Raw genomic sequence first — 26,312 nt, 5'->3', positions numbered from 1 at the left:
GCCGCTACCGCCGCAAGCCCTGAAAGGCCAAGAAATCTCTGTTTCAACCAGCCAGAAACAAAGCGAGACTCGGCTGCGCCCCTCCCAACACGAGTCATCATCACCCCCCTGACCCGCACCACCCCCGGCGCGAATCTGCCCTTGCTAATGCAACCTAACAGATTGCAATGGCAATAAGCGCTCCTAAGAATAGAGGTGATGTAAATTAGGTGCAGTGTTGCCGTTCAAGCACAGATCCCCATAGCTATCGGCAAGCATTTACGCGCTATTGGAGTAAATAGCGTAGCGCAATAGACCAATGTTTGCTTCAGGCGGAAAGAACTGGAGCCGGCTCAGCAGCCAGCTCAGCCGAAAGCTCTCTTTGTACGGCCAGGAAAAACCTGCGCACCTCATCACTGGCTGTGGCTCTGTCCCTGCCCGACCCAACAACGAGGTCAAGCAATTCGGCTGCCTTAGCCCTCCAGAACGAGGCTGCAGGCTCGCCATGCAGATCGTAGAGCTTGGCTGCAACTTCCCTGACCAAGAATAGCTGACGGTCGATCGGGAATGCACGGACTTTTTCTGGGGACATCTTCCAAACCATGAACTGACGCAACGAATCAACCATTGCTGAACAAGCAATGGCGTAGCCTCTGATGTGGAAACGGAAGCTTAACGCGCAGGTCAATGCGTCGTCATAGGACGAGATGCACGTGATGATCCGCAAACGAGATCATCACCTTCGTTCAAGCAGAATTGGTTGGGAAGCGGAGTGGTTGTAGGGCGAACGGCCTCAAGCCTGCAGCGCCCTCGCCTCGCCGCCACGCTTGCGCGGCGCCATCATGTCGCTGGCCATCAGTCCGGTGACGCGGCAGAACGCCATGAACGCACGGCAGGCATCCTCGGTCTTGACCACGTCAACCGTGGCGCCGAAGCAGGCGTTGAAGGCTTTTTGATACACCGGCCCCTGCCGGCGTGCCGGCCAGTCCTGAAGAAAATCCAGCGCCTGGTCGACGCTGTAAATCTCCTCGACGGGCAAGCCGGAGCCTTGCGCAATGCGCACCGGCACCTCGAATTGCAATCTATCCATCAGGCATCTCCCGAACCGGCGTCGCCCAAGCAACGCCGTTCGTCGTCAAAAGTTGCTTTGACCGGCTAGTGCCACGCAAATGTGTCGTCACTGCGGAAACGGCCGTTCTTGCTGCAAACGGGCCAAGGAAAGTTCGCCGGCACCAGCTAGGCCGGCAGAACTTTCCAAGTTGGCGGCGCGATTACTGGTTGGCCGGGTCGGTCTCCGCGTCGAAGGCCATGCGCACCACGGTCAGCAGAACATAGGCCGACGGCAAGGCAAACATCGCGCCAAGGACGAGCGCTCCGGTTCCCGACAGATAGAGCGTCTCGGCGATCGCCCAATAGACGGTTCCGATACAGATGAACGCCTGCACGGACAGAAAGGAAGCAGCCGAGGCCGCACGCGTCAGGCTTTTGAATGTCTTGATACGTTGTTGCATTGCAATCATCCGGAAATGACGCGCTGCGCCACCCATGCGCGGCTGAAAAGCCGCCGCACGGGTCGCGGGCGCGAATGGCTTGAAACTGGAGGTGAAGTGCGGTCCTGGACCGCTCAGGCCAGCCTGGACGGCGGCGCACGCGGCTGGTTGGTGCTCGCGCTGGGAGCAGAGGCCGTGCCAGATCCGGCAACAGGCACAGCCTGGGAAATCCGGTCTAGCCAAAGGAAAGCAGCTTGCGGAGCCGGCAAGGCCGGATGACCGCCGGCGAATTTGGCCAGCACCGGCCGGGCGGTGCGAACCTCCAATGCCTGAGCCTTGTTGGTGACGCGCAGCAGCGCCGCGACTTCGCCCGACCGTTCGACGCCAACGCTGGCACCGCCCTGTACGGGTCCGCGAAGGTGGGCACGTCGGGCCGGCCGAGGCACAGCATCGCCAGCAGCACCAGGCCCATCAGACATGAGCAGGCTGCGGTCAGCGGCGCTTCAAGCGATCTAGCGCGCTTCAGGGCTGGACGCGATCTCCAAAACATCGTCCCGCCCTAGCGCACGATGGCCGGAAAGGAAAGCAAACCATGTGAAAACCGACAAGAGAGCGCCCTAGCGATACGAATATCCGGGCGGCTCGGGCTGCATCAGGCAGTTCTTCCTTGAACCTTTTGCCTCCAAGTGCCAAATCTGGTGGGATTTTCACGCCAGCACTCCTGCAGCGCCCACCCTTCTATACGGACAAAATGGTCACCTATCTCGACGCCGCCACGGCCCCTCTCAGAAACACCGGCCAGATCCGCCTCTATGGCGAGGACGGTTTTGCCGGCATGCGCAAGGCATGCGACCTCACCGCGCGTTGCCTGGACGCGCTGGTGCCGATGGTCGCGCCCGGCGTCACCACGGACACTATCGACCGTTTCGTCTTCGAGTTCGGCATGGACCACGGCGCGCTGCCGGCGACGCTGAATTATCGCGGCTACACGAAATCGTCCTGCACCTCGATCAACCATGTCGTCTGTCACGGCATTCCAGACAACAAGCCGCTGAAGGATGGCGACATCGTCAACATCGACGTCACCTACATCCTCGACGGCTGGCACGGCGATTCCTCGCGCATGTATCCGGTCGGCACGATCAAGCGCGCCGCCGAGCGGTTGCTCGAGGTCACCCATGAATGCCTGATGCGCGGCATCGCCGCGGTCAGACCGGGTGCGCGCACCGGCGCCATCGGCGCCGCCATCCAGACCTATGCCGAGGCGGAGCGCTGCTCGGTGGTGCGCGACTTCTGCGGCCACGGCGTTGGCCAGCTGTTCCACGACGCCCCGAACATCCTGCACTATGGCAGCGCCAATGAAGGCGTCGAGATGCGGCCCGGCATGATCTTCACCATCGAGCCGATGATCAATCTCGGCCGCCCGCATGTGAAGGTGCTGTCGGATGGCTGGACGGCGGTGACACGCGATCGCTCGCTGTCGGCGCAGTACGAACACACGATCGGCGTGACCGACACGGGCTGCGAGATTTTCACGCTCTCGCCCAACAACCTCGACCGGCCCGGCCTGCCGGCCTGATGTTTTAATACGTCGGGCGACCGCTTTGCCCGACTGATTGGCTGGATGCGGGGGCTGATGGGGACAACGGGCGACGACGACGAGCGGAGTTTCTTTGCCGAGGTGCCGGTTCGGCCCGCGGCGAAGGCCAGGCCGGCTCCAGCCGAAAAACCTGGATATCTCGGCCATCGCGACCGCTTGCGCGAGCGCTTTGCCTCGGCTGGCCCTGATGCCCTGCCCGATTATGAGCTTCTGGAGCTCTTGCTCTTCCGGCTGATCCCGCGCGCCGACACCAAGCCGGCCGCCAGGGCGCTGCTGGCGCGCTTCGGCACGCTGGCCGAAGTGCTCGGCGCGCCCATCAACCTGCTGCAGGAGGTCAAGGGCATCGGCCCGGCGGTGGCGCTCGACCTGAAAATCGTGGCGGCGACAGCGCAGCGCATGGCGCATGGCGAAGTGCATGGCCGCGAGGTCCTTTCGTCCTGGACGCAGCTTCTCGCCTATTGCCGCTCGGCCATGGCCTTCGAAGCGCGCGAGCAGTTCCGCATCCTGTTCCTCGACAAGAAGAACACGCTGATCGCCGACGAGGTGCAGCAGACCGGCACTGTCGACCACACGCCCGTCTATCCCAGGGAAGTCGTCAAGCGGGCGCTCGAACTGTCGGCCACCGCGATCATCCTGGTGCACAACCATCCTTCGGGCGATCCGACGCCGTCGCGCGCGGACATCGAGATGACGAAAGAGATCATCGAAGCAGGCAGACGGCTGGGCATCGCCGTGCACGACCACATCATCATCGGGCGCAAGGGATACGCCAGCATGAAGGGTTTGTTGCTGATCTAGGGCGACAACCAAAAAGGTGGCCCGCTCGTCTTCGCCGACAGGGAAGCAAGAGCGTTTCTCGCATGGCGCATACCGACCAGGTTTTGCTCATCGACTCCTGCATTGACTCCTGCATTCCAGCGCGTTTCTGACCAACCGCTCGACGACATTGGCGGCAGCTAGGACGATGGTCTGGCCGGCATGGGACTTCAGTAGCACAGCGACCTTACGGCGTTTATTTTCATGAAATATCAAATAGTTATGCCACCTGCCATCATCGAGATCGCGCATTGCGACCGCATTTGTCTAAAGTTTACTCCGTACAATTAGGGGTTTCTCATATTACGCTTGCTCTAGCGGTGGGGCGGAGGCGGCGATTCCCCGAGGAGACACCATGACAAACCGAAAAACTCTGTTCGCGGCGCTTGCCGCATTGGCGCTTCTGGCGTCCCCAGCGCTCGCTGGAGCCGGCGGCAACGGGCACGGCAATGGCGGCGGCAACGGGCACGGTAACGGCAACGGCAACGGCAACGGCGGGGGTAACGGCAACGGCAATGCTGGCGGCAATGGCAATGGCAACAGCGGCGCCTCGCATGGCAAGTCGGCATCGGCTCCAGGCCATGTTGGCAAGGTGGACGCGGGCACTACGACCTCCACCACGGTCGACACAACCACTCAGGTCGCATCCGTGCCCAAGGAGAAAAACATCCATGCCAAGCTCGGCCGGCTGAACTCCCTGCAGCGCAACATCAACGCCTATATGAATTCCAAGAGCAAGAAGTTCGCCGGCATCCAGGCCTTTGTGACACAGTCGGCGAAAGCCAAGGTTGCTCAGGCCGCGGCTGAGACGGCAGCCGCCACGGCGGCGGCCGCCCAGGCGCAACTGGATACGCTGAATGCGCAGCTGACCGCGCTGCAGGCGGATCCGACCGCTACGCCTGAACAGATCCAGGCGGTGAAAGACCAGATCACTGCTCAGCAGGCAATTGTCGACGCCGACAACGCGGCGGCCGACGAGGCTGAGGCGGCGGCTGCCACGGCGACCGTCGGTACCGACCAGGCATCACTCGATGCAGCGCTGACGGACATGGCCAACAAGCCGGTCGATGACGAGGTCACGGCCTGGGCCCAGGGTGTCCTTGCCGGCAAGATCGACCAGATGGCTACCAAGATCGAAGCGCAGACCACGCCTTAGGCGTCGACCAGAACGGCAGTATCCTGATTTATCCAAGACAATGCCGCCGGGTCCGCCCGGCGGCATTGCTGTTTCTGGCCGTAGCAGAAAAACGCCCGACGGCCACTCCGCGGCGGCAGCTACTCGCTGAGTTGCTGGAAGGCGCTGCGATGAGCGTTCGATCAGGCGCCACGGATCGAACGAAATTCGGAAATTTGAAAATCATTCAATCATGGAAAGAGCAATCCAATCATCCCCGCCTGATTGGATCAATCTTCCAATGAACAAGTGCGATCTCCATTTTTTTGGAAAACAGTTTCGTTGAGGCGTCGCGCTTCCACTGCTACCGTTTGAAACGCTTCAATCGGAACCAGGCAATTGCAACGCAAGCGCCCTACCATAGCGGATGTCGCACGAACCGCCGGTGTCTCCATCGGCACGGTCTCGAACTTCATCAATGGCACCGCCGGCCTCAGGGAAGACACACGCGAACGCATCGAGAAGGCGGTTGCCGCGCTGATGTACCGGCCGAGTTCCTTGCCCGTTCCCTGCCCGGCCGCGCGCCCCGCAGGCCAAAAAACCTCGATCATCTGCCAAGGCTGCTGGTCGCCGGTCGCGTCAGCGTCGACTTCCTGTGCCGCGTCGACGTGCTGCCGCATCGCGACGACCGCATCACCGCCAGCCATATCGAAAAGGCGCTGGGCGGCCCGGCCGCCAATCTCGCGGTTGCCGCGGCCGGCGTCGGGGCCCCCTACGCGCTTGACGTGGAACTGGCGACAGCGGTCGGCAGGGACGCCGAGAGCGACTGGGCTTTGGGCGAACTCGCCAAACTGGGTGTCCACGCCCTCCCTATCCGCAGCACGCCCAACAACCGGCTTTCCCAAGCGATCGTCATCATCGAGCGCAACGGCAGCCGCACCATCATCAGCGAACCGTTCGAGCTTGGCGAGGTCGACCTGACCGCCAATCTGGACATCCAGCCCGAGCAGCGCCCGGCCTGCCTGCATATCGAAGGCTTTCACTATGAGACGATGACCGCCTCCATCGCGCGCTTTCATCAGGCCGGCTGGAGGGTCAGTCTGCATTCGGCCGGTTTGCCCAGAAGCGCGCGCACGCCCGAAACCTTCACACAGATGGTCAGGCAGATCGATCTGACCTTCATCAACGACGTGATGATGCGCGAGATTTTCGGTTTTCGCACCGGGATGGCGAGCATGATCGAAGAGGTGCGCTTAATGCTGTCACGCATCAAGCCGCGCGGGACGGTCGTGCTCACCCTTGGCGAGTTCGGCGCGGTCGTCTTCCCGTCGGGTGGCGGCCCACAGATCGAGGTGCCGGCACTGCCGGTCAACCGCGTCGATGCCACCGGCGCCGGCGACAGCTTCGCCGGCATCTTCCTGAGCCTGTGGCTGCATGGCGCGTCGCTGGACGCCGCCGCCCGCTATGCCGCGATCGGCGCAAGCCTGACGACCACGGTCGAAGGCGCGCAGGGCTACATCGCGGATTTCGCGACCCTGAAGGCCACCGCCTCGGCGAACGACACTGTGATGGCAAGTTAAATCAAAGACTTATCGGTTTCTGGGCATCCGCCCATCGGACGAAATCAGGAGAGTATGATCATGGCGAAAGCAAAAGTCCTTCTGGTCGGCGAAAGCTGGATGAGCTCGGCGACTCACTACAAGGGCTTCGACCAGTTCGGCAGCGTCACCTTTCATCTGGGTGCAACACCGCTCGTCACCGCCCTGAAGGACAGCGAATTTGATCTTGAGTACATGCCGGCCCATGAGGCCGTCGAAAAGCTGCCTTTCACCATGGAGGGCCTGGCGCAATACAAGGCGATCATCCTCTCCGACATCGGCGCGAACTCGCTGCTGCTCCATCCCGATGTCTGGCTGCACGGCAAGACGGTCCCCAACCGGCTCAAGCTATTGCGCGACTGGACGCTGGCCGGCGGCGGCCTGATCATGATCGGCGGCTACTTCTCCTTCCAGGGCATCGACGGCAAGGCGCGCTGGCACCGCACGGCTGTCGAGGATGCGCTGCCGGTGACCTGCCTGCCCAACGATGACCGGCTTGAGATCCCCGAGGGCTTTCGGCCTGAGATCATCGGGCCCAGGGATCACCCGCTCTTTGCCGGCATCGACGGTGAATGGCCCATTCTTCTCGGCGCCAATGAGGTCGTTGCCCGCGAGCGGGACGATGTCGAAGTCCTGGCCCGGCTGCCGCAGGACCAGGGCGGTCACCCCCTGCTGGTCACGGGACGCCATGGCGAGGGTCGCACCCTGGTCTGGACGTCAGATATCGGCCCGCACTGGCTGCCGAACAGTTTTGTCGAATGGCCCGGCTATGCGCGCCTTTGGACCAACGTGCTGCGCTGGGTGAGCAAGGCCGTCTAACCAATCCGCAATCGCTGGATAACCGTCATGACAGAACCCTTTCTTGTCGCCAGGAACATCGCCAAGCGCTTCGGTGCGCTGACGGCGCTTTCAAATGTCGACCTGGAAATCCGTTCCGGCGAGGTGCTGGCGCTGCTCGGCGACAACGGTGCGGGTAAATCGACCTTCATCAAGATCCTGGCGGGCGCTCATGCACCGAGCGACGGCGAACTCGTCATCGAGGGCAATCCGGTTGCCTTTCATTCGCCCAAGGATGCAGCCTCATCGGGGATCGCAACAATCTTCCAGGAACTGGCGCTTTCCGAGAACCTGTCGATCGCCGAAAACGTCTTTCTCGGCCGCGAATTGAAACGCTCCATTTTGGGCATTCCGTTTCTGAAGCGCCAGGAAATGCGCCAGCGCGTCGATGGCCTGCTGAAGGAACTCGATGCCCATATTTCCGATCCGGAAGCGCCTGTCGGCAGCCTGTCCGGCGGCCAGCGCCAGGCCGTCGCCATCTGCCGCGCGCTCAATCTGAACGCCAAACTGGTCATCATGGACGAGCCGACGGCGGCGCTTGCCGTCGCCGAGACCCGCAAGGTCCTGGCGCTGACGCGGCGGCTTGCCGCGCGCGGCTGTGCCGTCGTCCTCATCAGCCACAACATTTCCGAAGTCTTCGAGGTTGCCGACCGCATCGTCGTGTTCCGGCGCGGCCGCAAGGTGGCCGAACGGCTGGCCACCGAAACCAATCACGAAGAAGTCGTTTCGCTCATAACAGGCGCTCATCCCGACGTGCGGGCGCTCGAAAAAACAAACTGAAACGCACGTCATTTCCAGAGAGGATCAAACCAAAATGCTTTCACAGCTCAAGAAAGTGCTCGCCGCCTCCGCGCTCTCCCTCATTGTTGCAACGGCAGCCCATGCCGCCGACAAGCACAAGGTCGCCTTTGTCCCGCAGCTGATCGGCATCCCCTATTTCAACGCCATGGAAGCCGGCGGCAATCGCGCCGCCAAGGACCTTGGTGTCGATTTCATCTATTCCGGTCCGGTCGACACCAATCCGGTCGACCAGCTGCAGATCGTCCAGAACCTGATCGACCAAGGCGTCGAGGCGGTTTCGGTCAGTGTGCTCGATGCCTCCAGCATCGCCCCCGTGGTCGAGAGCGCCAAGGCGAAGGGCATCAAACTATTCACCAGCGACAGCGATGCACCCGACAGCGGCCGTGCGGTCTATGTGGCGCAGGCGACCGACGAAGGCCTCGGCACCACGATCATCGACGAACTCGTCAAACGCGTCGGTGAGGACGCAACGATCGGCATCGTCTCCGGCGAGGCGACGGCGTCCAATCTCAATGCCTGGATCGGCTTCATGCAGAAGGAAGCCACCGCCAAATATCCGAAGCTGAAGCTGCTGGCGCCGCAATTTGCCGGCGGCACGGCCGAGCGTGCCGCGCAGATATCAGGCGATCTCATGGCCGCAAATCCCGATATCAAGGCCATCATCGCCGTCGCGTCCTCGACCTGCCCGGGCGTTGCCCAGGCCATCGAGACCGCCGGCAAGATCGGCTCGGTCATCGGCGCCGGCTATTGCAGCCCGAACACGGCGCGTTCCTATCTGAAGAGCGGCGCCTTCGGCTTTACCGTGCTGTGGGATCCAGAGCAGCTAGGCTATCTCACGGTCTGGGCCGGCAAACAGTTGATCGACGGCAAGGCCTTCGAGGCGGAGAACAAGATCGCCGGCCTGGACAAGCCCGTCACCTATGACGCCGCCAAGGGCATCCTTTTGCTCGGGCCGCCGGCTGTCTTCACCAAGGACAATGTCGACAAGTTCAACTTCTGAGCCTGACATGAACGCGGTGCGACAGTCTGCAAATGGTCTCTTCGCCATGAACGGACGAGAGTGGTCTCTGCTTGTCGCCTGTTTGCTGGCGATCGTCATCTTTTCTGTCGCATCGCCCCACTACGCCACCTCGGGCAATGCAGCGACGGTGCTGCGCAACAGCGTCGAACTGCTGCTGATCGGCCTTGGCATGACCTTGCTTCTGGCTATGGGCGGCATCGATGTGTCGATCGGCATCGTCATGGGGCTCGCGGCCATCGCCATCGGCCGCGTGCTTGGTGCCGATGGCAATCCGGCGCTGGCGATCATTGTCGGCCCGCTGGTCGGGGCCTTGCTTGGATGCGTGACGGCAACCGTCGTGGTGCTGGGCCGCGTTCCGGCCATCGTCGGAACGCTCGGCCTGCTCGGCGTCTACCGCACCGCCGTCTTCGTCCTGCTCGGCGGGCAATGGCTTTCCGGCCTGCCCTCGAGCCTCACCAATGTTCTTGCAACGACCGTACTCGGTGTCCCCGTGCCTGCCCTGGTGATCGCCATTGCCTATCTCATCGTCTGGCTGGCGTTGCGGCGAACGCCTTATGGGCTGCATCTGCTGGCGATCGGCAATTCGGAGGAAAAGGCGCGGCTGTCGGGCATCCCGGTCATCAAGACCCGCTTCATGACCTTCCTCATCAGCGGCCTTCTGACCGGCATTGCCGCCACTTTCTATGTCGCCACCTACCGCAATGTCGAAATGACGATCGGCGGCACGCTGGCGCTCGATGCCATTGCCGCGGTCATTCTCGGCGGCACCAGCATATTGGGCGGCAAATGCAGCCTGATCGGCACCGTGCTCGGCGTGCTTCTGCTGCGCATACTCCAGAACGGATTGCTGCTGATCGGCGTCCCCTCGCTCTGGCAGCCTGTCGTTACCGGCGTTCTCATCATCGGCGTGCTCGGCTTCGAGGCCGTCTCCAACCGCTTGCCGCTTGGCCTGATACAGCGGGCCCGCGCATGAAGACGCTCCGCAATCTGCAGGGCCCAGCCCTCACCTTGGCCTTGCTCTGCGCGCTCTGGCTGATCGTGATTGTCGGCCTGCTGGCGCTCAGGCCTTCGGTTTTCAATCTCGGCACCGTCACCACCGTTCTTCAGTTCTCGACGATCCTGGCCCTGGTCGGTCTTGGCCAAGCGCTGGTCATCCTGGCCGGCGGCGCCGGCATCGACCTGTCGGTCGGCGGCGCGGTCTCGCTTTCGGCCATCCTTGCCATGCTTTGCCTCAAGCTGGGCTTGCCGCCTATCCTGCTGCCGGCCGTCTGCATCCTGGCCGGGGCGCTGCTCGGTGCGTTGAATGGGTGGCTTGTCAACGGGCTGGCGCTTCTCCCCTTCATTGCGACGCTCGGCACATTCTTCGTCTATTCCGGCGCGGCACTTGCCGTTACCGGCGGCGCCGCCCAGGCAGGTGTGCCCACATGGCTGCTTGTCTGGGGGCGTGGCGTCGTCATGGGCATTCCCATGCCCTTTCTCACACTTGCCATCCCCTGCTTCGTCCTGGCCGGCCTGGTGCTGATCTCGACGGCCTGGGGGCGCTGGATCTACGCCATGGGCTTCAATGAACGCTCGGCCAAGCTGGTCGGCATTCCAGTCGATCGCGTGCGCTTCATTCTCTATTGCTTGAGCGGCGCGCTCGCCGGCGCCGCAGGTCTGGTTTCGCTGGCCTGGCTCGGCAGCGGCAGGCCGAATATCGGCCAGAACCTCGAACTCGAATCGCTGACCGCCGCCATGTTGGGGGGCATCGTCATCACCGGCGGGCGCGGTGGCGTCGGCGGCGTCTTCGCGGCCGTCCTGCTTCTGGTCACGCTGAAGACCGGCCTTCTGCAATTGAACATCAACACGGTTTGGCAGGTGGGGATTGTCGGCGCCCTTCTGGTTTTCGTCCTTCTCGCCGACCGACTTTCCCAACGTTGGAGATCATGATGCCGTCCAAAGAAGAGATCATCGCCGCGCGCGTCGAGGCAGCCGCCGACCGCATCGTCGAAACGCTGAGCGATCTCGTCGCCTTCCCCTCGATCGTGAAATCCAATCCCAAGGAGGCCGGGCCGGGCGAGCGTGACTGCCAGCTCTATCTGCAAAAACGCATCGAAGCGCTCGGCTTCTCCACCGATCTCTGGGATCCGGACGGGCCGGCGCTCTATGAAAAATACAAGGGCCGTGCCGGCGCCAACAAGGGCCGAACCTTCGACGGCCGCCCCAATCTCGGTGGCGTCCTGAAGGGTGCAGGCGGCGGACGCTCCATCATGCTCACCGGCCATATCGACGTCGTCCCACCCGGCGCCGCCAGCCATTGGACGACCGACCCGTTCCAGCCCGTCCTCAAGGATGGATTTCTGCACGGCCGCGGCACGGTCGACATGAAAGGCGGCGTCGCCTGCATGCTGATGGCCGTCGAAATCCTGAAGGAGCTCGACATTCCCCTGTCCGGCGATATCGTGTTCACCACGGTTGTCGACGAGGAGATCGGCGGCATGGGCTCGCTCGCCATGGTCGATCGCGGCTTTCACGCCGATGCCGGCATCATGACCGAACCGACGGCCAACAAAATAGCGCCGCTCTGCCACGGCATATTGTGGGGCAAGATCATCATCGACGGCATAGGCGGCCATGCCGAACTCACGCCGAATGCCTGGTATTCCAGCGGCCCGGTCGATGCCATCCAGCTTTGCCGGCAAATCCTCGACGGCATCGACATTCTCAACCGGCGCTGGATGTTCGATCCCCGGAAAAACCATCCGCTGATGGACCTGCCTAACCAGATCATCGTCACCCAGATCAATGCCGGCGAACACCCTCCTCCATGGCAGGACGCGGCGAGATCATCATTGACGCGCAATACCTGCCGAGCGAGCATGACGAGTTCAGGCTGGGCGGCAACGTCAAGCGCGAAATCGAAGAGCACATCGCCAATGTCTGCCAGGCGGACCCCTATCTGCGAAAGCATCCGGCGCGCATCGAGTGGATCCTCGACGCCGATTGCGCCGAGATCCCGTCGGACAATCCGTTCGTCGGCGTCTTTCAGCAGGCGGTCGAGGAAGCCGATCTGTCACCGACCCTCAGCGGTTTCGGCGCGCACAGCGACATCGGCCTGCCGACCGGCCTTGGCAACACGCCGACCGTCAATTTCGGTCCCGGCGATCCGGCGCAGGCGCATCAGCCCAATGAACGCGTCTCGGTGCGCGATCTCGTCGATTGCACAAAGGCGATTGCGATCGCGGTGGAGAAATGGTGCCGCTAACCCTCAGCCGCCAAATCGCGGCTCCGGAACGCCGGTCACGCCGAGGCCTGATATGGCGAACAGGCTGCCGCGCAGGACGCCGTCGCCGGGAAAGCGCGGCAGCGGTGGTTTGGCCATCGAGGTGACATAGAGCGTGTCGAGTTTTGGCCCGCCGAACATCACGCTGGTGATCTTCTTCACCGGCATGTCGATGATGCGATCGACGGTACCGTCCGGCGCATAGCGCACCAGGCGGCCGTCATAGACCAGCGCATTCCACAGGTACCCGTCGGCATCGACGGTCGAGCCATCCGCAGCACCGCCCTTGCTGGTGTCGACGCGCACGAAGGTGCGGCGGTTGGTGGCGGCACCGGTGGCGATGTCGTAGTCGTAGGCCCAGATCTCGCCGGTCCAGGTGTCGGCGAAATAGAAGGTGCGGTCGTCAGGGCTCCAGCAGGGACCGTTGGAGCAGATGATGCCGGAATCGATCCTGGTAACGGAGAAATCCGGATCGAGCCGGTAGAGCCCGCCTGAAGGTCCCTCCTCCATCGTATCCATCGAGCCGGCGAAGAAGCGGCCGCGCCGGTCGACCTTGCCGTCATTGAGCCGGTTCATCGGCCTGTCGGGCTCCGGATCATGGATCAGCGTCACCTCGCCGGTGGCGAAATCGAGCAGATGGAAGCCGCGCTGCAGCGAGACGACCGCGCCGCTGCCGTCCTTGCGCAGCGCCATCGAGCCGATCTTCATCGGCACGTCCCAGGAGCGGATCTCGCGCCCGTCGGCGGTGGCGCGGAACACGCGCCCGTCGAAACTGTCGATCCAGTACAGGCGCTCCTGTTCGACGTCCCAGAGCGGGCCTTCGCCCAGCGTCGTCTTCACGTCCACCACGACTTCGATCTTCATGCCATCCTCCTGTGTATTTGGTGACCGCGCAGCGCTTGTTCCGGTCGCGTCAGAAAGCGACCTTGTCGCCACCCTTCAGCGACAGGATTTCGCGCGCCTCGTCGGGCGTCGCCACCTCCATGCCAAGCCCTTCGATGATCTTACGCGCCAGCAAGACCTGTTCGGCGTTCGACTTGGCAAGCTTGCCCTTGCCGGCCCACAGGCTGTCCTCCAGCCCGACCCGGATGTTGCCGCCGAGTGCGGCCGATTGCGCGGCAATGCGCAGCTGGCTGGCGCCGGCGCCGAGCACCGACCAGCGGAACTGGTCGCCGAACAGCCGGTCGGCGGTGCGCTTCATATGGGCGACGTCTTCGGGATGGGTGCCGATGCCGCCGAGCAGGCCGAACACCGACTGCACGAAGAACGGCGGCTTCACCAGCCCGCGATCGGCGAAATGGGCGAGGTTGTAGAGATGCGCAATGTCGTAGCACTCGAACTCGAAGCGCGTGCCATTGTCGTAGCAAGTCGCCAGAATGTACTCGATGTCCTTGAACGAGTTGCGGAAAACGAGGTCACGCGTCGCCTCCAGATGCGGCTTTTCCCAGTCGAACTTGAAGGTCTCGTATTTGTCGGCGAGGTGATAGAGCCCGAAATTGATCGAGCCCATGTTGAGCGAGGCCACTTCCGGCTTGAACTGGGCGGCCGGGCGCACGCGCTCCTCGACCTTCATGTAAGGGCTGCCGCCGGTGGTGATGTTGATGGCGGCATTGGTGCCTTGCTTGACGCGCGGCAGGAAGCGGGCAAAGGCCTCCGGCGTCTGGTCAGGCTTGCCGGTTTCCGGATCGCGGGCATGCAGATGCAGGATCGCGGCACCGGCCTGCGCCGCCGCGATCGCCTCCGAGGCGATCTGATCGGGCGTAATCGGCAGATAGGGCGACATGGTCGGCGTATGGATCGCCCCCGTCACCGCGCAGGTGATGATGACCTTGCCCTTGACCGCCGATGCGCCTGATTTGCGGCTGGTTTCTTTCATTGTCCGAACTCCTGATCCGATTTCTTCTTGTGCGCCGCCAGCGCCATCAGCCGGCGATCCCGCCACACCTGCCGCTCACCCAGGCTCTCCCTGGGCAAGCGCCTGCTGCGTTCGGCCTCGACGGTTGTCATGACCTCGCCCGCCCAGTCGACCCGGCGCAGCATCTGCGGAAAAATGTTGGAATAGATGCCCTGGTAGCGATCGACATAATCGCGCACGCCGCCGGGCGCGTTGAGGTCGATGGTCTCGAACGGTCCCATGAACGACCAGCGCAGCGCCAAGCCGTCGCGGATGCCGATATCGACATCCTCGACACTGGCGTAGCCGTCCGCGACAAGCCGGAAAGCTTCCTCCAGCAAGGCGCCTTGCAGGCGGTTCATGATGAATCCGTCAAGCTCGCGCTTCATCACCAACGGCGCATGGCCGGCATCGATGAGGAAGGCGCGAGTCCTTTCCAGCGTCTCGGCGGACGTCCACGGCGCCGGCACAACCTCGGCAGCCGGAATGAGATAGGGTGGGTTGATCGGATGCACGACCAGGCAGCGGTGCCGCCCTTGCAGATGGTCGGTGAATTTCGACGGCAACAGCGCCGATGTGGAACTGGCGATGACCGTTTGCGGCCCGGCAAGCCTGTCGATCAGCGAGAACACCTCCCGCTTCACATCGAGGTTTTCAGGTGTGTTCTCCTGGACATGCGCTGCATCGGCCAGCGCTTCCGCCAGCTCGGCAACGATGGTGATACGGCCAAGCACGGTGTCGACCGACTGCCCGCGCAGCAGGTCGTTCGCGGCAAGGTCGCCGAGCACACCTTCTATGTAGTCGCGCGCGCCCCCCGTCGCAGCAGGCGACTGGTCCCACATGCGCACAGCATGGCCGGCGCGGGCGAAGCTGATCGCCCAGGCCCGACCGATGAACCCGCTTCCGACAATCGCGACATTGGCCATGGATTGGTCCTCACAGTGTTTCGACGTTGCCGTCGACGCCGAGCGACTGGCCCGAAATGTTGATGCCCGCGTCGGACAGCAGGAACGCGACCATCGAGGCGACATCATAAGGACTGGTCATGCGGCGCAGCGAGATGTTCTGCAGGTAGCGCCCGGTCATCTCCTCGTGGCTGATGCCGACCTGCTTGGCGCGAGCCGCGATGACGCCCTCGATGCGCGGTCCCTCGATGATGCCGGGCAGGATGGCGTTGACCCTGATGCCGTGCGGCCCAAGTTCCTTGGCGAGGCTCTGGGTGAAACCGATGACGCCGAACTTGGCCGCCGAATAGGGCGTGCGGAACGCGTAGCCATGGCGGCCGGCGGCCGACGACATCGATACGATCGAGCCCCCACCCGCCGCCTTGATCAGCGGCACGGCGCGGCGCGCGCACAGGAACTGGCCGGTCAGACAGATGTCGATGCAGCGGCGCCAGTCGTCCGGCTCGATCTCGTCGACACCGCCGGTCGGCCCGGCAATGCCGGCATTGTTGATCAGCGCGTCCAGCCCGCCGAGTTTTTCCTTGACCGTCTCGAACAGCCGATCGACGTCCTCATCGCGCGAGACGTCCGCCTTGACCGCCGCGACCAGGTCGATCTTGCCCGGAGCCGCGGCCAGCGCCTCGTCGGAGATGTCGCAGACGACGATGCGCGCGCCGAGTCGCGACAGCGTATCGGCAACGGCGAAACCGATACCGCCGGCGCCTGCCGTCACCAGCACGCGCTGTCCCTTCAGCCCGGCCAGAAATTCGTCCGCCGATGCGGGTGCCTTGGTGCTCATCGTCCTGTCCTTTTCATTGCAGCCGCCGTTCGCGCAGCGCCATGACGGCGCCGAGAACGACCAGCCCGTAAAGAATTGCCCTGGTGGCGTAGGGCAGCGTGGTGCCGGCCAGCAGCATCTGCAGCGCCGTCAAGAGCAGCACGCCGCCGAGCATGCCGAGATAATGGCCGCGCCCACCGGTGATCAGCGCGCCGCCGACCACCACGACCGCAATCGACGGCAAGAGATAATCGTCGCCCATGCCAAGACTGGCCTGGCCGGAGAAGCCAGTCAGCATGATGCCGACAACGGCGGCACAGACGGCTGATAGCATGTAGACCAGGATCAGCGTGCGCTCGACGCCGACGCCCGACAGCCGCGCCACGCGCAGCCCGTTGCCGATACCGTAGACCCGGCGCCCGAACGGCGTGCGTCCAAGCAGCAGCACCGCGCCGACGACAAAGATGATCATCAACAGGACGATCGGCGTCGCGAAACCGAGCTTGGCCGTCATGAACCAGCGCAGCATCGGCGAGGAAAACCCGGCCGGCGTTCCCTGCGAATAGATCAGCGCGAAACCCTGCAGGATACCGTTGGTGGCGAGCGTCATGACGATCGGCGAGATGCCGAGATAAGCGATGCCGAAGCCATTGGCGAAGCCGATGGCGCAGGCCATCATCAGCACGACCGGCAAGGCGTAGAGCAGCGCAGCATCGGAGCCATTGACCATGCCGGCCAGGATGATGCCGGAAATACCGATCGTCCACGGCACGGAAAGATCGAGGCCGCCGGTCAGGATGACCGTCCCCTGCCCCAGCGCCAGCACGGCGAGGAAGGACGACAGCACGAGCAATGAATTCCAGTACCCGGATTGAGGATGGCGCGGCCGAGCCAGACCTGGGTTACGATGACGATGACGAGCAGGCAGACATAGGCGGGCAGCGCATAGCGCAGCGTCTCGGCATTGCGCAGGCGGAAAGCCGGGCGCGGCGATGCCGGACCGCGTGGGCCATTCGACGGTCCGGCGATCTTCAGCCGCCGGTCGATCGGCTCGAGCTGCGAGGGCAAGATTCCGGCGCGCCGGGCGGCGATCCGGGCGCGGGCCGCACGCAACTGCACGGCAAGCACCGATGCATGAGACAAGGATCCGGCAAGGGCCGCCAGCACCAGAATGGTGCCTTCCGCGATGGTCGAATAGTAGGCCGACACATTGAGCACCAGCAGGATGTTCACCACCATCATCAGGATATAGGCGCCGAAGACGGTGCCCACCGGACCACCCTGCCCGCCGCCAAGGCGCGTGCCGCCAACGACGACCGCCGCAAACATCGACAGAAGCAACGGATTGCCGACCAGCGGGTCGCCGCTGCCGGTCTGCGCGCTGATGAACACGCCGGCAAGGCCGTAGCAGCCGCCGGCAATGACATAGACGGCAAAGCGCACCAGCACGACATTGATGCCGACGGCAGCGGCCGAATCCGGGTCGCTGCCGACGGCATAGAGTGCCGTGCCGAAACGGGTTCCCTTCAGCCAGAACCAGGCGAGCAGGACCACGCCGATCACCACCAGCGGCATTGGCAGCCAGCCGCTGATCGCGTCGCCCAGATAGAACGTGCCGAGATCGGGCGACACGAAGCCCCCGGGCTTGTCCATCACCAGCAGCGTGACGCCTTGCAGGATGAACATGGTGGACAGCGTCACCACGATCGGCTGCATGCGCAGCACCGCGATGAAGAAGCCGTTGAAGGCGCCTACCGCCATGCCAACGCCGATGCCGATGGCCGTCCACAAAAGGATGCTGGCGCCTGGCGCCATCGGATCCATGCTCGATGCCAGCACGACATTGACCAGCGAGATCACCGCACCGGCGGACAGGTCGAAGCCGCCCGACAGGATGACGATGGTCTGGCCGATTGCCGCCAGCGCCGAGGTCGCGCCACCGCTGGACAGGAACGACACGTCGAAATAGGTCAGCGGCCCGGCACTGATCCAGTCGACGATGAAAAGCAGGGTCGCAAGAACGATAGCGGCGATCAGCGCGCCGCGATGGCGCACCAGCGCACGGCGCAGGCCGAAGCCAGTGGAAACAGGCGAGGAAATTGCGGCGCTGCTCATGCGGCTTCGTCCCCGGCATGGCCAAGCGCCGGCCGCATGATGGCGGGCTCGGTGATGGCGTCACCTTCGAGCTCGGCCGCGATGCGCCCGTCATAGAGCACCAGGACCCGGTCGCATTGGTGGACCAGTTCGGGAATCTCGGTCGAGTGCAGCAGGATCGAGCCGCCGGCGGCGACGTAGTTTCGCATCATCACATAGAGCTCATGCTTGGTGCCGACATCGATGCCGCGCGTGGGATCGAACAGAAGCAGGATGCGGCTCTGCGCCACCAGCCATTTGGCGATGGCGATCTTCTGCTGATTGCCGCCGGAAAACGCCCCGGCCCGCGTCCACAGCGCGCGGCGGTCGACCTCTACAGTGGCAAACGCCTCCTCGACGGAGCGGATCTCGGCCGCGGCATCGACAAGGCCGAAGCGTGTGAAGCGCGACACCACGGGCAAAGTGGCGTTCTGGCTGCCCGACAGTTTCAGGAACAGGCCTTCGGATTTGCGGTCTTCCGGCACGAGGCCGATGGCCATATTCGGCCGCAACGCATCCGCAGGCGAGCCAAGCCAGACCTTGCGGCCGTCGACAAGCACGTCGCCACGGGTGATTTCAGCCATGCCGAAGCAGGCCAGGAACAGGTCCTGCTGGCCCATGCCTTGCAGTCCGGCAATGCCGAGTATCTCGCCCTGGCGCAGGTCGAAGCGCGCGCCGTCAAGCTTGCGCCCGACCTTGAGATCGCGCACGCCAAGAACCGGCGGGCCGAAAGCCTGGGCGCCGTCGGGCTTGGGCGGGAAGGTCTGTTCGATGCTGCGGCCGATGATCTTTTCGATGACGTCGGCATCCGAAACATCGGCGACCGGCGCGGTGACGATGTGGCGGCCGTTCCTCAGGATCGTCAGCGTGTCGCAAAAGGCGCGCACCTCGCGCATGCGATGAGTGATGAAGACGATAGTGGTGCCCGCCGCCTTCAGCCTGGCGATGATGTCGCCCAGCCAGTCGACATCGCGACCGGCGAGCGTCGAGGTCGGCTCGTCGAGCAGCAGGATGCGCGGCTTGCGGTAGACGGCGCGCGCGATCTCGATCTTCTGCCGCACGGAAAGCTCGAGTTCGCTGACCTCCGCGTCGAGATCGACGGAAAAACCGAGCTCGTCGATGTGGCGGCGGACCGCCTTGCGGGCAGCACCGCGGCGGATCAGGCCGGAGACGCCGACGGGAGCGTAGGGCAACAGCATGTTGTCGAGGACGGAGAGATCGCGCACCAGGGTCATCTCCTGGAACGCCGTCTGCACGCCCAGCGCATGGGCCGTGCGCGGCGCGCCATAGCCGATCTCCTTGCCGAAGACCCTGATATGACCGGCACTCGGCCGCACCAGCCCCGACAGCAGTTTCACCAGCGTCGACTTGCCGGCTCCATTCTCACCCAGCAGCGCATGGACGCTGCCGGGCGCGATGCGGAACGACACGCCGTCCAGTGCGACGGTCGCGCCGAACGCCTTGCTGATACCGTCAATCTCGATAGCGGGGAGCGTGGAATGTTCTGTCATATCCTCGATCGCAGGCTGCGCACTTTTGGACGCCATGCATTGGCGCGGATCGACGATGCACGGACAAGACATCCGTGCATCGTCAGGATCTGCCTTGGGAGGCTCAGTTCTCCGGCTGTCCGACGAGCGCGGCGTTGAGGCCGATCTCGGGCGTCTGGTCGGAAAAGATCGAGGCGAACCAGCCGGGATTGGACACCAGCGACGGCTTGAAGACGTTGCAGCCGGCCTTCATCTCCGCCCAGGTGCCTTCATCGCACAGCTTGATCGTCTCGTTGGTGACGAGCGGCAGCGGCAGGATCGTGGTCTTCGGCACATCCTTGCCCTCGATCGCCTCGACGGCAAGTTTCAGCGCCAGCGCGCCGGAATAAGGTGGCGAGGCATAGGAAATGCGTTGTGCGCCCGCCGGCGCATAGGGCGGAGCCGCACCTTCGACGTCGGTGCCCTCAGGCAGCATCTGGATGCGGCCGCCATTGGAGCCCTCGCCGGCGCAAGGCAAGAGTTCGCTGGCCTTCTTGCCGGCTTCGAGTTGCATCGAGTTTGCGGTGAAGCAGCCGACCTGCATCCACAGACCGTTGATGTCGTTCCAGTTGCGCGTGGCCAGGATCTTGGAAAGCTCGGTGCGGGCGACCGCCTGGCTCCACATGCCGACAGCCTCGCCGACAATCTTGATGTCGGGATACTTGGCAAAGACCTCCTTGGCGGCCTTTGTCCGTTGATCGTCGACCGATGTTCCGGGAACACCGGTGATGGCGATAATGTTGCCCTTGCCATTGAGCTTCTTCACCAGCCATTCGGCGGTTACCCTGCCCGCTTCCAGCTGGTCAATGTGGACGTTGTACGCACAAGGCTCGGTGATCTCTGCGTCATAGGCAAAGACCTTCACGCCCTTGTCGCAGGCGTTCTTGACGACCTGATTGAGCGCGGTCGGCGAGATCGGATAGACGACGATCGCCTCGGCGCCGCTCTGCACCATGGCGTTGATCTGCTGGATCTGGCGTTGTGCGTTGGGTCCGGCGACCTGGACCTGCAGGTCGACCTTGTCGGCAAGGCTCTTGTGAGCGGCCATGGCCTTGACCATGTTTGCCGCCTCAGCCTGCCAGTCATTGCCGATGTAGCTCATGCTGAGAAAGATCTTGTGCTTTTCGGCTGCCTCGGCGGCCGACATGCCAAAGGCGCATACGGCCATGCCGGCCAGCAGCGCGAGCCGCCGGACTTTCAATCCGATACCCATGTGAATTCCTCCCGAAACGAACGACCGAATGCCTCCCAAGGGCACGAGACGTGGCCCTTGTCATTCGATGTCGGCGACCGTATCAGCATTTGATCAAAGATCAATGATAAAATAACTTGACGGCAAAGCGACAGGCGCGGACGCTTGACGCGACAGCCGGAACCCTGCATTCCGGGAACGGGTCGTGGCGCGGCCTTTGCGCGGAAAGATTGGGAAATGGCCGGAGCGGCGTTCAGGAAGCCTGGTGTCGAGATCGTGCCCCTGTCCAGGGAGACCCTGCAGGACAGGGTCTATCGCCATGTCACCGAATTGATCCTCGACGGCAGCATCGTGCCTGGCGAGATGGTGACGGTGCAAAGTCTCGCCGACGCCTTCGGAGTCAGCCCGATGCCGGTCCGGGAGGCGTTGCGGCGGCTGACGGCGGCCAACGCCTTGATGGTTGTTTCAGGCCGCTCGATCGGCATCCCGGCACTCAGCCGCGCGCGCCTGGTCGATCTCCGGAATGTCCGCTTCGAAATCGAGGCGATCGCTGCCGCCTGGGCGGCCGAACGCATCGACGACCAAGGCATCGCGCAGCTTGGCCAGCACCTGGCTGCCCTAGAACAGGCCAATGCGGCGGGAGACGTCAAATCCTATCTCAGAGCCAACTACGCCTTTCACTTCTCCATCTACCGGGCGGCAGGCTCGGAAAACATCCTCAACATCATCGAGAATTTGTGGCTGCAGATCAGCCCCTATTTCAACATGCTGCACGACTCCGGAAACTATTCGACCGCCAACGAGCACCATCAGGCGATGTATGCGGCGCTACGCAACCGCGACGCCGAAGCCGTCCGCCAGGCGATTCGTGCCGATATCGACGCTGCCTTCGACGTCCTGGTCGACCTGCTGAAATAGGATTTGGAAGCCGGCTAGAATAAGCGTGCGCCTCCGCTAACATTCTCCTCGAGTGCGGTTCGGAATTCCCGCTCGAACGCCTGTTGCAGCATGGACGAGACCTGAGCCCTGTTTCTGACCATGTAGATGTCGCAGAGAAGACCGGGACTGAAGGGACGTATCGTCAACTTGCCGGCCCATCGAGTCGCCGAGAACGGGTCGACGATCGACACGCCGAGGCCCTGCGCGACCAGCGCGCATGCGGTATCGGCGAAAGGTGTTTCGAAACGATGGTCGACGGCAACGCCGGCATGATCCAGGATACGCTCTATGTCCTGTCGCGTGCGGTCCTCGCGGCCGAGCGCAATGAATTCCTGCCTTTCCAGCTGGGGCGCGAAAATCACGCTGTCATTGGCGAATGCATGGTCGAGCGGCGCCACACACACGCATTCCGTCTGGAAAATCAGATCGCAGGCGATGGCGGGATCGACCACCGGCATCTGAATGAGACCGAGGTCGATCTCCTTGTTTGCCGTCAATTCCGTGATCCGCAGCGAAGCCGCCGGAAAGATGCCCATGCGCGCCTTCGGGTGGAGACCAGCAAACGACTTCAGGAAACGCGGCAAGACGATGCTGGCAAGCGCCGGATAGACACCGATCATAAGCCGCCCGGCTTCCAACTGCCCGATGTCTCCAGCCAGGCGCCGTATCCTCGCCATTCCCTTGACGATCCGCCCGACCTCTTCATTGAGAAGCATGGCTTCCGCCGTCGGAACCAGACGTCCCGCCCGACGAATGAAGAGCGGGATTTTCAACGCATGTTCCAGGTTCGAGATATGCGCGCTGACCGAAGGCTGGGCGATATGCAGAACCTCGCTCGCGCCGGTGACCGTTCCTGCCTCCATGACGGCTCGAAATGCTTCAAGCTGCTTGTAGTTCATCAGCGATCTCCGGCTCGAGTGAGGCAAAATCTATAGGAAAAAGCTATATTCCGCACAACATTTCATATTGGAATACGTCGGAACTTTCCTTTCTAGTCGAGCGACTAACCCGCTCCAGTGAGTCCTGGATAGGCACTCGCCAACAGCGGAAAAGATCGATGCCTCGCCTGCCCCGTGTGAGGATATCGGTTTTTCCTATCGTCGGCGGCGAGGCTGCGGGCGTTTCAAAAACAAGAGTGGGAGCTTCGCATGATCAGAAATATCATCCTGGCAGCGGCTGTATCGCTGGCTGGCCTTTACTCAAATGGTGAGGCGTCGGCGCAGGACGCGCTCCACATCCGCATCGCAACCGAAGGCGCCTATGCGCCGTGGAACTATACGCTCCCGGACGGCACGCTTGCCGGTTATGAGATCGATCTTGCCAAGGAATTGTGCAAGCGCATGCAGGCGCAATGCGAAGTCGTCGCGCAGAACTGGGATGGGATGCTACCGGCGCTGAACGCCGGAAAATTCGATGCGATCATCGCCTCCATGGGCGTAACGCCCGAAAGGGAGAAAGTGGCCGCGTTTTCGGATCCATACTCGACCGCGCCCAACGCTTTCCTGGCATTGAAGGGCAGCGGCTTGGCGCAGGCCCTGCCCTGGCATGACAAATTCGATCTCCGCGACAAGGCCTCCGGATCAAAGGACATTGTCGAAAAGCTCGACGCAGCACTCAAGGGAAAAGTCCTCGGCATCCAGGGATCGACGACGGCAGGCAAATTTGTCGACGAGTATCTGAAGGACGCGGTCACGGTCAGATCCTACAAGACGCAGGATGAGGCCAATCTCGATCTTCTGGCGGGTCGCATAGATCTCACAATGGCCAACATCACGGTTCTCGCCGAGGCGCTGAAAAAGCCTGACATGGCTGAGGCGGAACTCGTGGGACCAACTTTTCTCCTGGCCAGCGGGACAAGCGTGGCCTTGCGCAAGAGCGACACCGCTTTGAAGGACAAGTTCAATACCGCCATCCATGCGGTCAACGCCGACGGTTTCAACAAGGCGCTGACGGAAAAATGGTTCGGCGTCGATATCTCTGTGAAGAATTGAAACGAACGAGCGCGAGCGCTTCGCGTCTTTTCGCGATTGTCGCCTCTTGACGCGATGAGTGACCCGGCGCGCCGGGTCGCCTTCGCATTCCCCATGACACTCGTCTCAGGGATGCCAACCGCCAATGACCCCTGCCCCACGCTGCTGCGCCCTGCGCGACGAGCCACCGCAATGACAGCCTCCGATTTCGTTCTGGGATTTGGCGAAGCCGGCTGGGGAGCGGCACTGCTTCAAGCCGCGATGATGACGCTTGCCGTGGCATCGACCGGCTACGCCTTCGGCCTCCTGGTGGGAAGCTTCGGCGCGTGGGCAAAGATCAAAGGCGGCGTTCTTCCACGCTTGATCGCCGATGCCTACACCACCGTGCTTCGCGGCATACCCGACATTCTCGTCATCTATCTCTTCTACTTCGGTTCAAGCGCGGTCCTGACACCGCTGGCCGGCCTGTTCGGCATTTCGGGTTTCGTCAGCCTGCCGGGCTTCATGGCCGGTGCGCTGGCGATTGGGCTGGTGTCCGGCGCCTATCAGGCCGAGATCATGCGCGGCGCCTATCGCGCGGTTTCGCCTGGAGAGATCGAGGCGGCGATCGCCGCCGGCATGTCCCGCCTGACGATGTTTCGCCGCATCATCGCGCCGCTGGTGCTGCGGCATGCCCTACCAGGTCTCGGCAATGTGTGGCAGCTGGTGCTCAAGGAATCCGCACTGGTCTCGGTCACCGGGCTCGTGGAAATCCTGCGCCAGGCGCAGATCGGCGCCGGATCGACCGGCCAGCCATTCACATTCTTCTTCGCCGCCGCCGTTCTGTATCTGGCCATTTCGTCGTTCTCGACATGGCTTCTGCGGCAGGCCGAAGGGCGGCTCGCACTCGGCACGAGGCGGACCTGATGGATCTTCCGTTCCTCTACGGGACACTGCTGAAGCTTCTGACGGGAGTGCCGCTGACATTGCAACTCGCAGTATCCTCCGTCGGGCTGGGTGCCGTTCTGGCTGTTATGCTCGCCCTGGCGCGGCTATCCGGCCTGCGGCTCCTGGCCTGGTCCGCGTCCTTCTACGTCTTCATCTTCCGCTCCACGCCGCTGCTGGTGCAGATTTTCCTGATCTATCACGGGCTTGGCCAGTTCCATGCGGTGCGGACCAGTTTTCTCTGGCCTCTCCTGCGCGAACCCTATTGGTGCGCGCTCATCGCCTTGACCTTGAACACCGCCGCCTATTCCTGCGAGATCGTTCGCGGTGCATTGCTGTCGGTTCCATCAGGCCAGATCGAGGCCGCGCGGGCCTGCGGCATGTCGAGCTTCACCCTCCACTGCCGCATTGTCTTCCCGCTTGCCTTGCGCCATGCCTTGCCGGGATACGGCAACGAATTCATCCTGATGATAAAATCGACGGCGTTGGCCTCCATCATCACCCTGATGGAGGTGACTGGTCTGGCAGCGCAGCTCATTTCCGAATCCTTTCGTGCCATCGAAATCCTGATCGTCGCGGCCGCGATCTATCTCTTCCTCAATTTTACCGTCACGCGGCTCGTTCAGTGGGCCGAATACGCGCTGAGCGCCGAGCTGAGGCCGCCTCCAGCTGCGGCACCCAGGCAAGGAGCAACCCTATGACTGACCAGCTTAAGCCGGCCGTGCGCCTGACAGAGCTTCGCAAGAGTTTCGGCGCTTTCGAGGTGCTGAAAGGCATCTCACTCGAGGCGATGGAAGGCGATGTCATCTCCATCCTCGGCTCCTCCGGTTCCGGCAAGTCGACCATGCTGCGCTGTATCAACATGCTTGAAACGCCCGATAGCGGGCGGATCGAGGTCGGCGGAGAGAGCATCCAGTTGATACAGGCGGGTGGCAGGACGCGGCCTGCCGATAGGCATCAGTTGCAGCGCATGCGCGCAAGCATCGGCATGGTGTTTCAGAACTTTAATCTCTGGTCGCATATGACGATCCTGGAAAACCTGATCGAGGCCCCGATCCACGTCCAGAAGCGTTCGCGCGCCGATTGTGTGGAGGAGGCTGAAGCGTTGCTGGAAAAGGTCGGCATTGCCGAGAAGCGCAATCACTACCCCTCCCATCTGTCCGGCGGCCAGCAGCAGCGGGTTGCCATCGCCCGGGCACTGGCCCAGCACCCGAAGGTCATGCTTTTCGACGAGCCGACCTCCGCGCTCGACCCGGAGCTTGTCGGCGAGGTGCTGCGTGTCATGCGCGCGCTCGCCGAGGAAGGCAGGACGATGCTGGTTGTCACCCACGAAATGGGCTTCGCCAGGGACGTCTCCAGCAAGGTCGTGTTCCTGCACAAGGGCGCGGTCGAGGCGGAAGGCTCTCCGCACGACATGTTCACCGCCGGCCGATCCGACTGCTTCCGGCAATTTTTGTCCGGCGGCGGCGGCTTGAAGTAAGCCAACTTTCC

Annotated in this window: 26 protein-coding genes and 3 pseudogenes; 17 read left to right on the top strand and 12 right to left on the bottom strand. The window is 62.9% G+C overall.

The genetic code is table 11. From position 1 onward, the window contains the following. Positions 1-307: 307 nt before the first annotated feature. From AC0V8S_RS20180 to AC0V8S_RS20165, 4 genes are all read right to left on the bottom strand, one after another. Positions 308-706 carry a DUF6074 family protein gene (locus tag AC0V8S_RS20180; RefSeq protein WP_475432938.1) on the bottom strand — a complete coding sequence of 133 codons (399 nt, stop codon included), beginning with the start codon at positions 704-706 and terminating at the stop codon, positions 308-310. Positions 707-772: 66 nt separating this feature from the next. Continuing rightward, positions 773-1,069 carry a DUF982 domain-containing protein gene (locus AC0V8S_RS20175; RefSeq protein WP_475432937.1) on the bottom strand — a complete coding sequence of 99 codons (297 nt, stop codon included), beginning with the start codon at positions 1,067-1,069 and terminating at the stop codon, positions 773-775. A 181-nt stretch (positions 1,070-1,250) separates the two neighbouring features. After that, positions 1,251-1,490, bottom strand: coding sequence for a hypothetical protein (locus AC0V8S_RS20170; RefSeq protein WP_475432936.1), 240 nt, complete (start codon positions 1,488-1,490; stop codon positions 1,251-1,253). A gap of 113 nt (positions 1,491-1,603) precedes the next feature. Continuing rightward, positions 1,604-1,948 carry a hypothetical protein gene (locus AC0V8S_RS20165; RefSeq protein ID WP_475432935.1) on the bottom strand — a complete coding sequence of 115 codons (345 nt, stop codon included), beginning with the start codon at positions 1,946-1,948 and terminating at the stop codon, positions 1,604-1,606. 272 nt (positions 1,949-2,220) lie between these two features. Between AC0V8S_RS20165 and map the strand changes: the two genes are divergently transcribed. The 12 genes and pseudogenes from map to AC0V8S_RS20105 all read left to right on the top strand — a co-directional run bounded on the left by map (position 2,221) and on the right by AC0V8S_RS20105 (position 12,500). Further along, the gene (gene map / locus AC0V8S_RS20160; protein WP_183460160.1) at positions 2,221-3,048 is read left to right on the top strand and encodes a type I methionyl aminopeptidase; all 828 of its coding nucleotides are present in this window, start codon (positions 2,221-2,223) and stop codon (positions 3,046-3,048) included. Between the two features lie 57 nt (positions 3,049-3,105). After that, positions 3,106-3,867 (top strand): RadC family protein, encoded by a 762-nt coding sequence (radC, locus tag AC0V8S_RS20155; RefSeq protein ID WP_475432934.1) that lies wholly within the window; start codon positions 3,106-3,108, stop codon positions 3,865-3,867. Positions 3,868-4,240: 373 nt separating this feature from the next. Beyond that, positions 4,241-5,041 carry a hypothetical protein gene (locus AC0V8S_RS20150; protein WP_475432933.1) on the top strand — a complete coding sequence of 267 codons (801 nt, stop codon included), beginning with the start codon at positions 4,241-4,243 and terminating at the stop codon, positions 5,039-5,041. Between the two features lie 357 nt (positions 5,042-5,398). Further along, positions 5,399-5,494 (top strand): annotated as a pseudogene (locus tag AC0V8S_RS20145) (LacI family DNA-binding transcriptional regulator); the annotation flags it as partial. 173 nt (positions 5,495-5,667) lie between these two features. After that, positions 5,668-6,579 (top strand): carbohydrate kinase family protein, encoded by a 912-nt coding sequence (locus AC0V8S_RS20140; protein ID WP_475432932.1) that lies wholly within the window; start codon positions 5,668-5,670, stop codon positions 6,577-6,579. A gap of 60 nt (positions 6,580-6,639) precedes the next feature. Next, the gene (locus AC0V8S_RS20135; protein WP_183460166.1) at positions 6,640-7,416 is read left to right on the top strand and encodes a glutamine amidotransferase; all 777 of its coding nucleotides are present in this window, start codon (positions 6,640-6,642) and stop codon (positions 7,414-7,416) included. Positions 7,417-7,443: 27 nt separating this feature from the next. Further along, a complete protein-coding gene (locus AC0V8S_RS20130; protein ID WP_183460168.1) occupies positions 7,444-8,214 on the top strand; it encodes an ATP-binding cassette domain-containing protein in 771 nt (256 codons plus the stop codon). Between the two features lie 34 nt (positions 8,215-8,248). Then, complete coding sequence (locus AC0V8S_RS20125; protein WP_475432931.1) at positions 8,249-9,235, top strand: autoinducer 2 ABC transporter substrate-binding protein; 987 nt, start codon at positions 8,249-8,251, stop codon at positions 9,233-9,235. Positions 9,236-9,242: 7 nt separating this feature from the next. Beyond that, entirely contained in the window at positions 9,243-10,229 is a 987-nt protein-coding gene (locus tag AC0V8S_RS20120; protein ID WP_475432930.1) for an ABC transporter permease, read from the top strand. Next, positions 10,226-11,185 (top strand): ABC transporter permease, encoded by a 960-nt coding sequence (locus AC0V8S_RS20115; RefSeq protein ID WP_475432929.1) that lies wholly within the window; start codon positions 10,226-10,228, stop codon positions 11,183-11,185. The genes AC0V8S_RS20120 and AC0V8S_RS20115 overlap by 4 nt, the downstream gene beginning before the upstream one ends. Further along, a pseudogene (locus tag AC0V8S_RS20110) lies at positions 11,182-11,961 on the top strand (M20 family metallopeptidase); the annotation flags it as partial. The gene AC0V8S_RS20115 and the pseudogene AC0V8S_RS20110, both read left to right, overlap by 4 nt. Before the next feature lie 101 nt (positions 11,962-12,062). After that, the gene (locus AC0V8S_RS20105) at positions 12,063-12,500 is read left to right on the top strand and encodes a M20/M25/M40 family metallo-hydrolase (RefSeq protein WP_475438662.1); all 438 of its coding nucleotides are present in this window, start codon (positions 12,063-12,065) and stop codon (positions 12,498-12,500) included. A gap of 3 nt (positions 12,501-12,503) precedes the next feature. On the opposite strand, the gene AC0V8S_RS20100 is transcribed toward AC0V8S_RS20105, so the two are convergent. The 7 genes and pseudogenes from AC0V8S_RS20100 to AC0V8S_RS20070 form a co-directional block, all read right to left on the bottom strand. Continuing rightward, complete coding sequence (locus AC0V8S_RS20100; RefSeq protein ID WP_475432928.1) at positions 12,504-13,382, bottom strand: SMP-30/gluconolactonase/LRE family protein; 879 nt, start codon at positions 13,380-13,382, stop codon at positions 12,504-12,506. Positions 13,383-13,431: 49 nt separating this feature from the next. After that, entirely contained in the window at positions 13,432-14,394 is a 963-nt protein-coding gene (gene kce / locus AC0V8S_RS20095; protein ID WP_475432927.1) for a 3,5-dioxohexanoate:acetyl-CoA acetone transferase, read from the bottom strand. Then, positions 14,391-15,338 carry a 3-hydroxyacyl-CoA dehydrogenase gene (locus AC0V8S_RS20090; RefSeq protein WP_475432926.1) on the bottom strand — a complete coding sequence of 316 codons (948 nt, stop codon included), beginning with the start codon at positions 15,336-15,338 and terminating at the stop codon, positions 14,391-14,393. The genes kce and AC0V8S_RS20090 overlap by 4 nt, the downstream gene beginning before the upstream one ends. A gap of 10 nt (positions 15,339-15,348) precedes the next feature. Next, a complete protein-coding gene (locus tag AC0V8S_RS20085; RefSeq protein WP_475432925.1) occupies positions 15,349-16,155 on the bottom strand; it encodes an SDR family oxidoreductase in 807 nt (268 codons plus the stop codon). Positions 16,156-16,168: 13 nt separating this feature from the next. Next, positions 16,169-18,249 (bottom strand): annotated as a pseudogene (locus tag AC0V8S_RS20080) (ABC transporter permease). Continuing rightward, positions 18,246-19,778: a sugar ABC transporter ATP-binding protein gene (locus AC0V8S_RS20075; RefSeq protein ID WP_475432924.1), complete on the bottom strand. Its 1,533-nt coding sequence runs from the start codon at positions 19,776-19,778 to the stop codon at positions 18,246-18,248. Before AC0V8S_RS20075 ends, AC0V8S_RS20080 begins: the two are co-directional and overlap by 4 nt. Positions 19,779-19,881: 103 nt before the next feature. Then, the gene (locus AC0V8S_RS20070) at positions 19,882-21,009 is read right to left on the bottom strand and encodes a sugar ABC transporter substrate-binding protein (protein ID WP_475432923.1); all 1,128 of its coding nucleotides are present in this window, start codon (positions 21,007-21,009) and stop codon (positions 19,882-19,884) included. Positions 21,010-21,225: 216 nt separating this feature from the next. On the opposite strand from AC0V8S_RS20070, the gene AC0V8S_RS20065 reads away from it, so the two are divergent. Further along, positions 21,226-21,906, top strand: coding sequence for a GntR family transcriptional regulator (locus AC0V8S_RS20065; RefSeq protein WP_183460182.1), 681 nt, complete (start codon positions 21,226-21,228; stop codon positions 21,904-21,906). Between the two features lie 14 nt (positions 21,907-21,920). On the opposite strand, the gene AC0V8S_RS20060 is transcribed toward AC0V8S_RS20065, so the two are convergent. Further along, a complete protein-coding gene (locus AC0V8S_RS20060) occupies positions 21,921-22,826 on the bottom strand; it encodes a LysR substrate-binding domain-containing protein (protein ID WP_475432922.1) in 906 nt (301 codons plus the stop codon). A gap of 249 nt (positions 22,827-23,075) precedes the next feature. Between AC0V8S_RS20060 and AC0V8S_RS20055 the strand changes: the two genes are divergently transcribed. From AC0V8S_RS20055 to AC0V8S_RS20040, 4 genes are all read left to right on the top strand, one after another. Continuing rightward, positions 23,076-23,918 (top strand): transporter substrate-binding domain-containing protein, encoded by an 843-nt coding sequence (locus tag AC0V8S_RS20055; protein WP_475432921.1) that lies wholly within the window; start codon positions 23,076-23,078, stop codon positions 23,916-23,918. A 171-nt stretch (positions 23,919-24,089) separates the two neighbouring features. Continuing rightward, on the top strand, positions 24,090-24,803 hold the full coding sequence (locus AC0V8S_RS20050; RefSeq protein WP_475432920.1) for an ABC transporter permease: 714 nt from the start codon (positions 24,090-24,092) through the stop codon (positions 24,801-24,803). Continuing rightward, positions 24,803-25,522, top strand: coding sequence for an ABC transporter permease (locus AC0V8S_RS20045; protein WP_475432919.1), 720 nt, complete (start codon positions 24,803-24,805; stop codon positions 25,520-25,522). The genes AC0V8S_RS20050 and AC0V8S_RS20045 overlap by 1 nt, the downstream gene beginning before the upstream one ends. Continuing rightward, a complete protein-coding gene (locus AC0V8S_RS20040) occupies positions 25,519-26,301 on the top strand; it encodes an ABC transporter ATP-binding protein (RefSeq protein WP_475432918.1) in 783 nt (260 codons plus the stop codon). Before AC0V8S_RS20045 ends, AC0V8S_RS20040 begins: the two co-directional genes overlap by 4 nt. The last annotated feature ends 11 nt before the right edge of the window (positions 26,302-26,312 follow it).

Source organism: Mesorhizobium oxytropidicola (assembly GCF_056174625.1).
The sequence above is the reverse complement of the archived record's forward strand: the minus strand, read 5'-3'. Positions and strand labels throughout refer to the sequence as shown.

Excerpts from the sequence above, each read along its gene's own strand:
- AC0V8S_RS20120 (WP_475432930.1), top strand. The coding sequence starts at position 9,243 with ATGAACGCGGTGCGACAGTCTGCAAATGGTCTCTTCGCCATGAACGGA.
- AC0V8S_RS20070 (WP_475432923.1), bottom strand. The coding sequence starts at position 21,009 with ATGGGTATCGGATTGAAAGTCCGGCGGCTCGCGCTGCTGGCCGGCATG.
- AC0V8S_RS20130 (WP_183460168.1), top strand. The coding sequence starts at position 7,444 with ATGACAGAACCCTTTCTTGTCGCCAGGAACATCGCCAAGCGCTTCGGT.
- AC0V8S_RS20115 (WP_475432929.1), top strand. The coding sequence starts at position 10,226 with ATGAAGACGCTCCGCAATCTGCAGGGCCCAGCCCTCACCTTGGCCTTG.
- AC0V8S_RS20100 (WP_475432928.1), bottom strand. The coding sequence starts at position 13,382 with ATGAAGATCGAAGTCGTGGTGGACGTGAAGACGACGCTGGGCGAAGGC.
- AC0V8S_RS20040 (WP_475432918.1), top strand. The coding sequence starts at position 25,519 with ATGACTGACCAGCTTAAGCCGGCCGTGCGCCTGACAGAGCTTCGCAAG.
- AC0V8S_RS20175 (WP_475432937.1), bottom strand. The coding sequence starts at position 1,069 with ATGGATAGATTGCAATTCGAGGTGCCGGTGCGCATTGCGCAAGGCTCC.
- kce (WP_475432927.1), bottom strand. The coding sequence starts at position 14,394 with ATGAAAGAAACCAGCCGCAAATCAGGCGCATCGGCGGTCAAGGGCAAG.
- AC0V8S_RS20065 (WP_183460182.1), top strand. The coding sequence starts at position 21,226 with ATGGCCGGAGCGGCGTTCAGGAAGCCTGGTGTCGAGATCGTGCCCCTG.
- AC0V8S_RS20045 (WP_475432919.1), top strand. The coding sequence starts at position 24,803 with ATGGATCTTCCGTTCCTCTACGGGACACTGCTGAAGCTTCTGACGGGA.
- AC0V8S_RS20075 (WP_475432924.1), bottom strand. The coding sequence starts at position 19,778 with ATGACAGAACATTCCACGCTCCCCGCTATCGAGATTGACGGTATCAGC.
- AC0V8S_RS20060 (WP_475432922.1), bottom strand. The coding sequence starts at position 22,826 with ATGAACTACAAGCAGCTTGAAGCATTTCGAGCCGTCATGGAGGCAGGA.
- radC (WP_475432934.1), top strand. The coding sequence starts at position 3,106 with ATGGGGACAACGGGCGACGACGACGAGCGGAGTTTCTTTGCCGAGGTG.
- AC0V8S_RS20125 (WP_475432931.1), top strand. The coding sequence starts at position 8,249 with ATGCTTTCACAGCTCAAGAAAGTGCTCGCCGCCTCCGCGCTCTCCCTC.
- map (WP_183460160.1), top strand. The coding sequence starts at position 2,221 with ATGGTCACCTATCTCGACGCCGCCACGGCCCCTCTCAGAAACACCGGC.
- AC0V8S_RS20135 (WP_183460166.1), top strand. The coding sequence starts at position 6,640 with ATGGCGAAAGCAAAAGTCCTTCTGGTCGGCGAAAGCTGGATGAGCTCG.
- AC0V8S_RS20165 (WP_475432935.1), bottom strand. The coding sequence starts at position 1,948 with ATGTCTGATGGGCCTGGTGCTGCTGGCGATGCTGTGCCTCGGCCGGCC.
- AC0V8S_RS20050 (WP_475432920.1), top strand. The coding sequence starts at position 24,090 with ATGACAGCCTCCGATTTCGTTCTGGGATTTGGCGAAGCCGGCTGGGGA.
- AC0V8S_RS20150 (WP_475432933.1), top strand. The coding sequence starts at position 4,241 with ATGACAAACCGAAAAACTCTGTTCGCGGCGCTTGCCGCATTGGCGCTT.
- AC0V8S_RS20055 (WP_475432921.1), top strand. The coding sequence starts at position 23,076 with ATGATCAGAAATATCATCCTGGCAGCGGCTGTATCGCTGGCTGGCCTT.
- AC0V8S_RS20090 (WP_475432926.1), bottom strand. The coding sequence starts at position 15,338 with ATGGCCAATGTCGCGATTGTCGGAAGCGGGTTCATCGGTCGGGCCTGG.
- AC0V8S_RS20105 (WP_475438662.1), top strand. The coding sequence starts at position 12,063 with ATGGCAGGACGCGGCGAGATCATCATTGACGCGCAATACCTGCCGAGC.
- AC0V8S_RS20170 (WP_475432936.1), bottom strand. The coding sequence starts at position 1,490 with ATGCAACAACGTATCAAGACATTCAAAAGCCTGACGCGTGCGGCCTCG.
- AC0V8S_RS20085 (WP_475432925.1), bottom strand. The coding sequence starts at position 16,155 with ATGAGCACCAAGGCACCCGCATCGGCGGACGAATTTCTGGCCGGGCTG.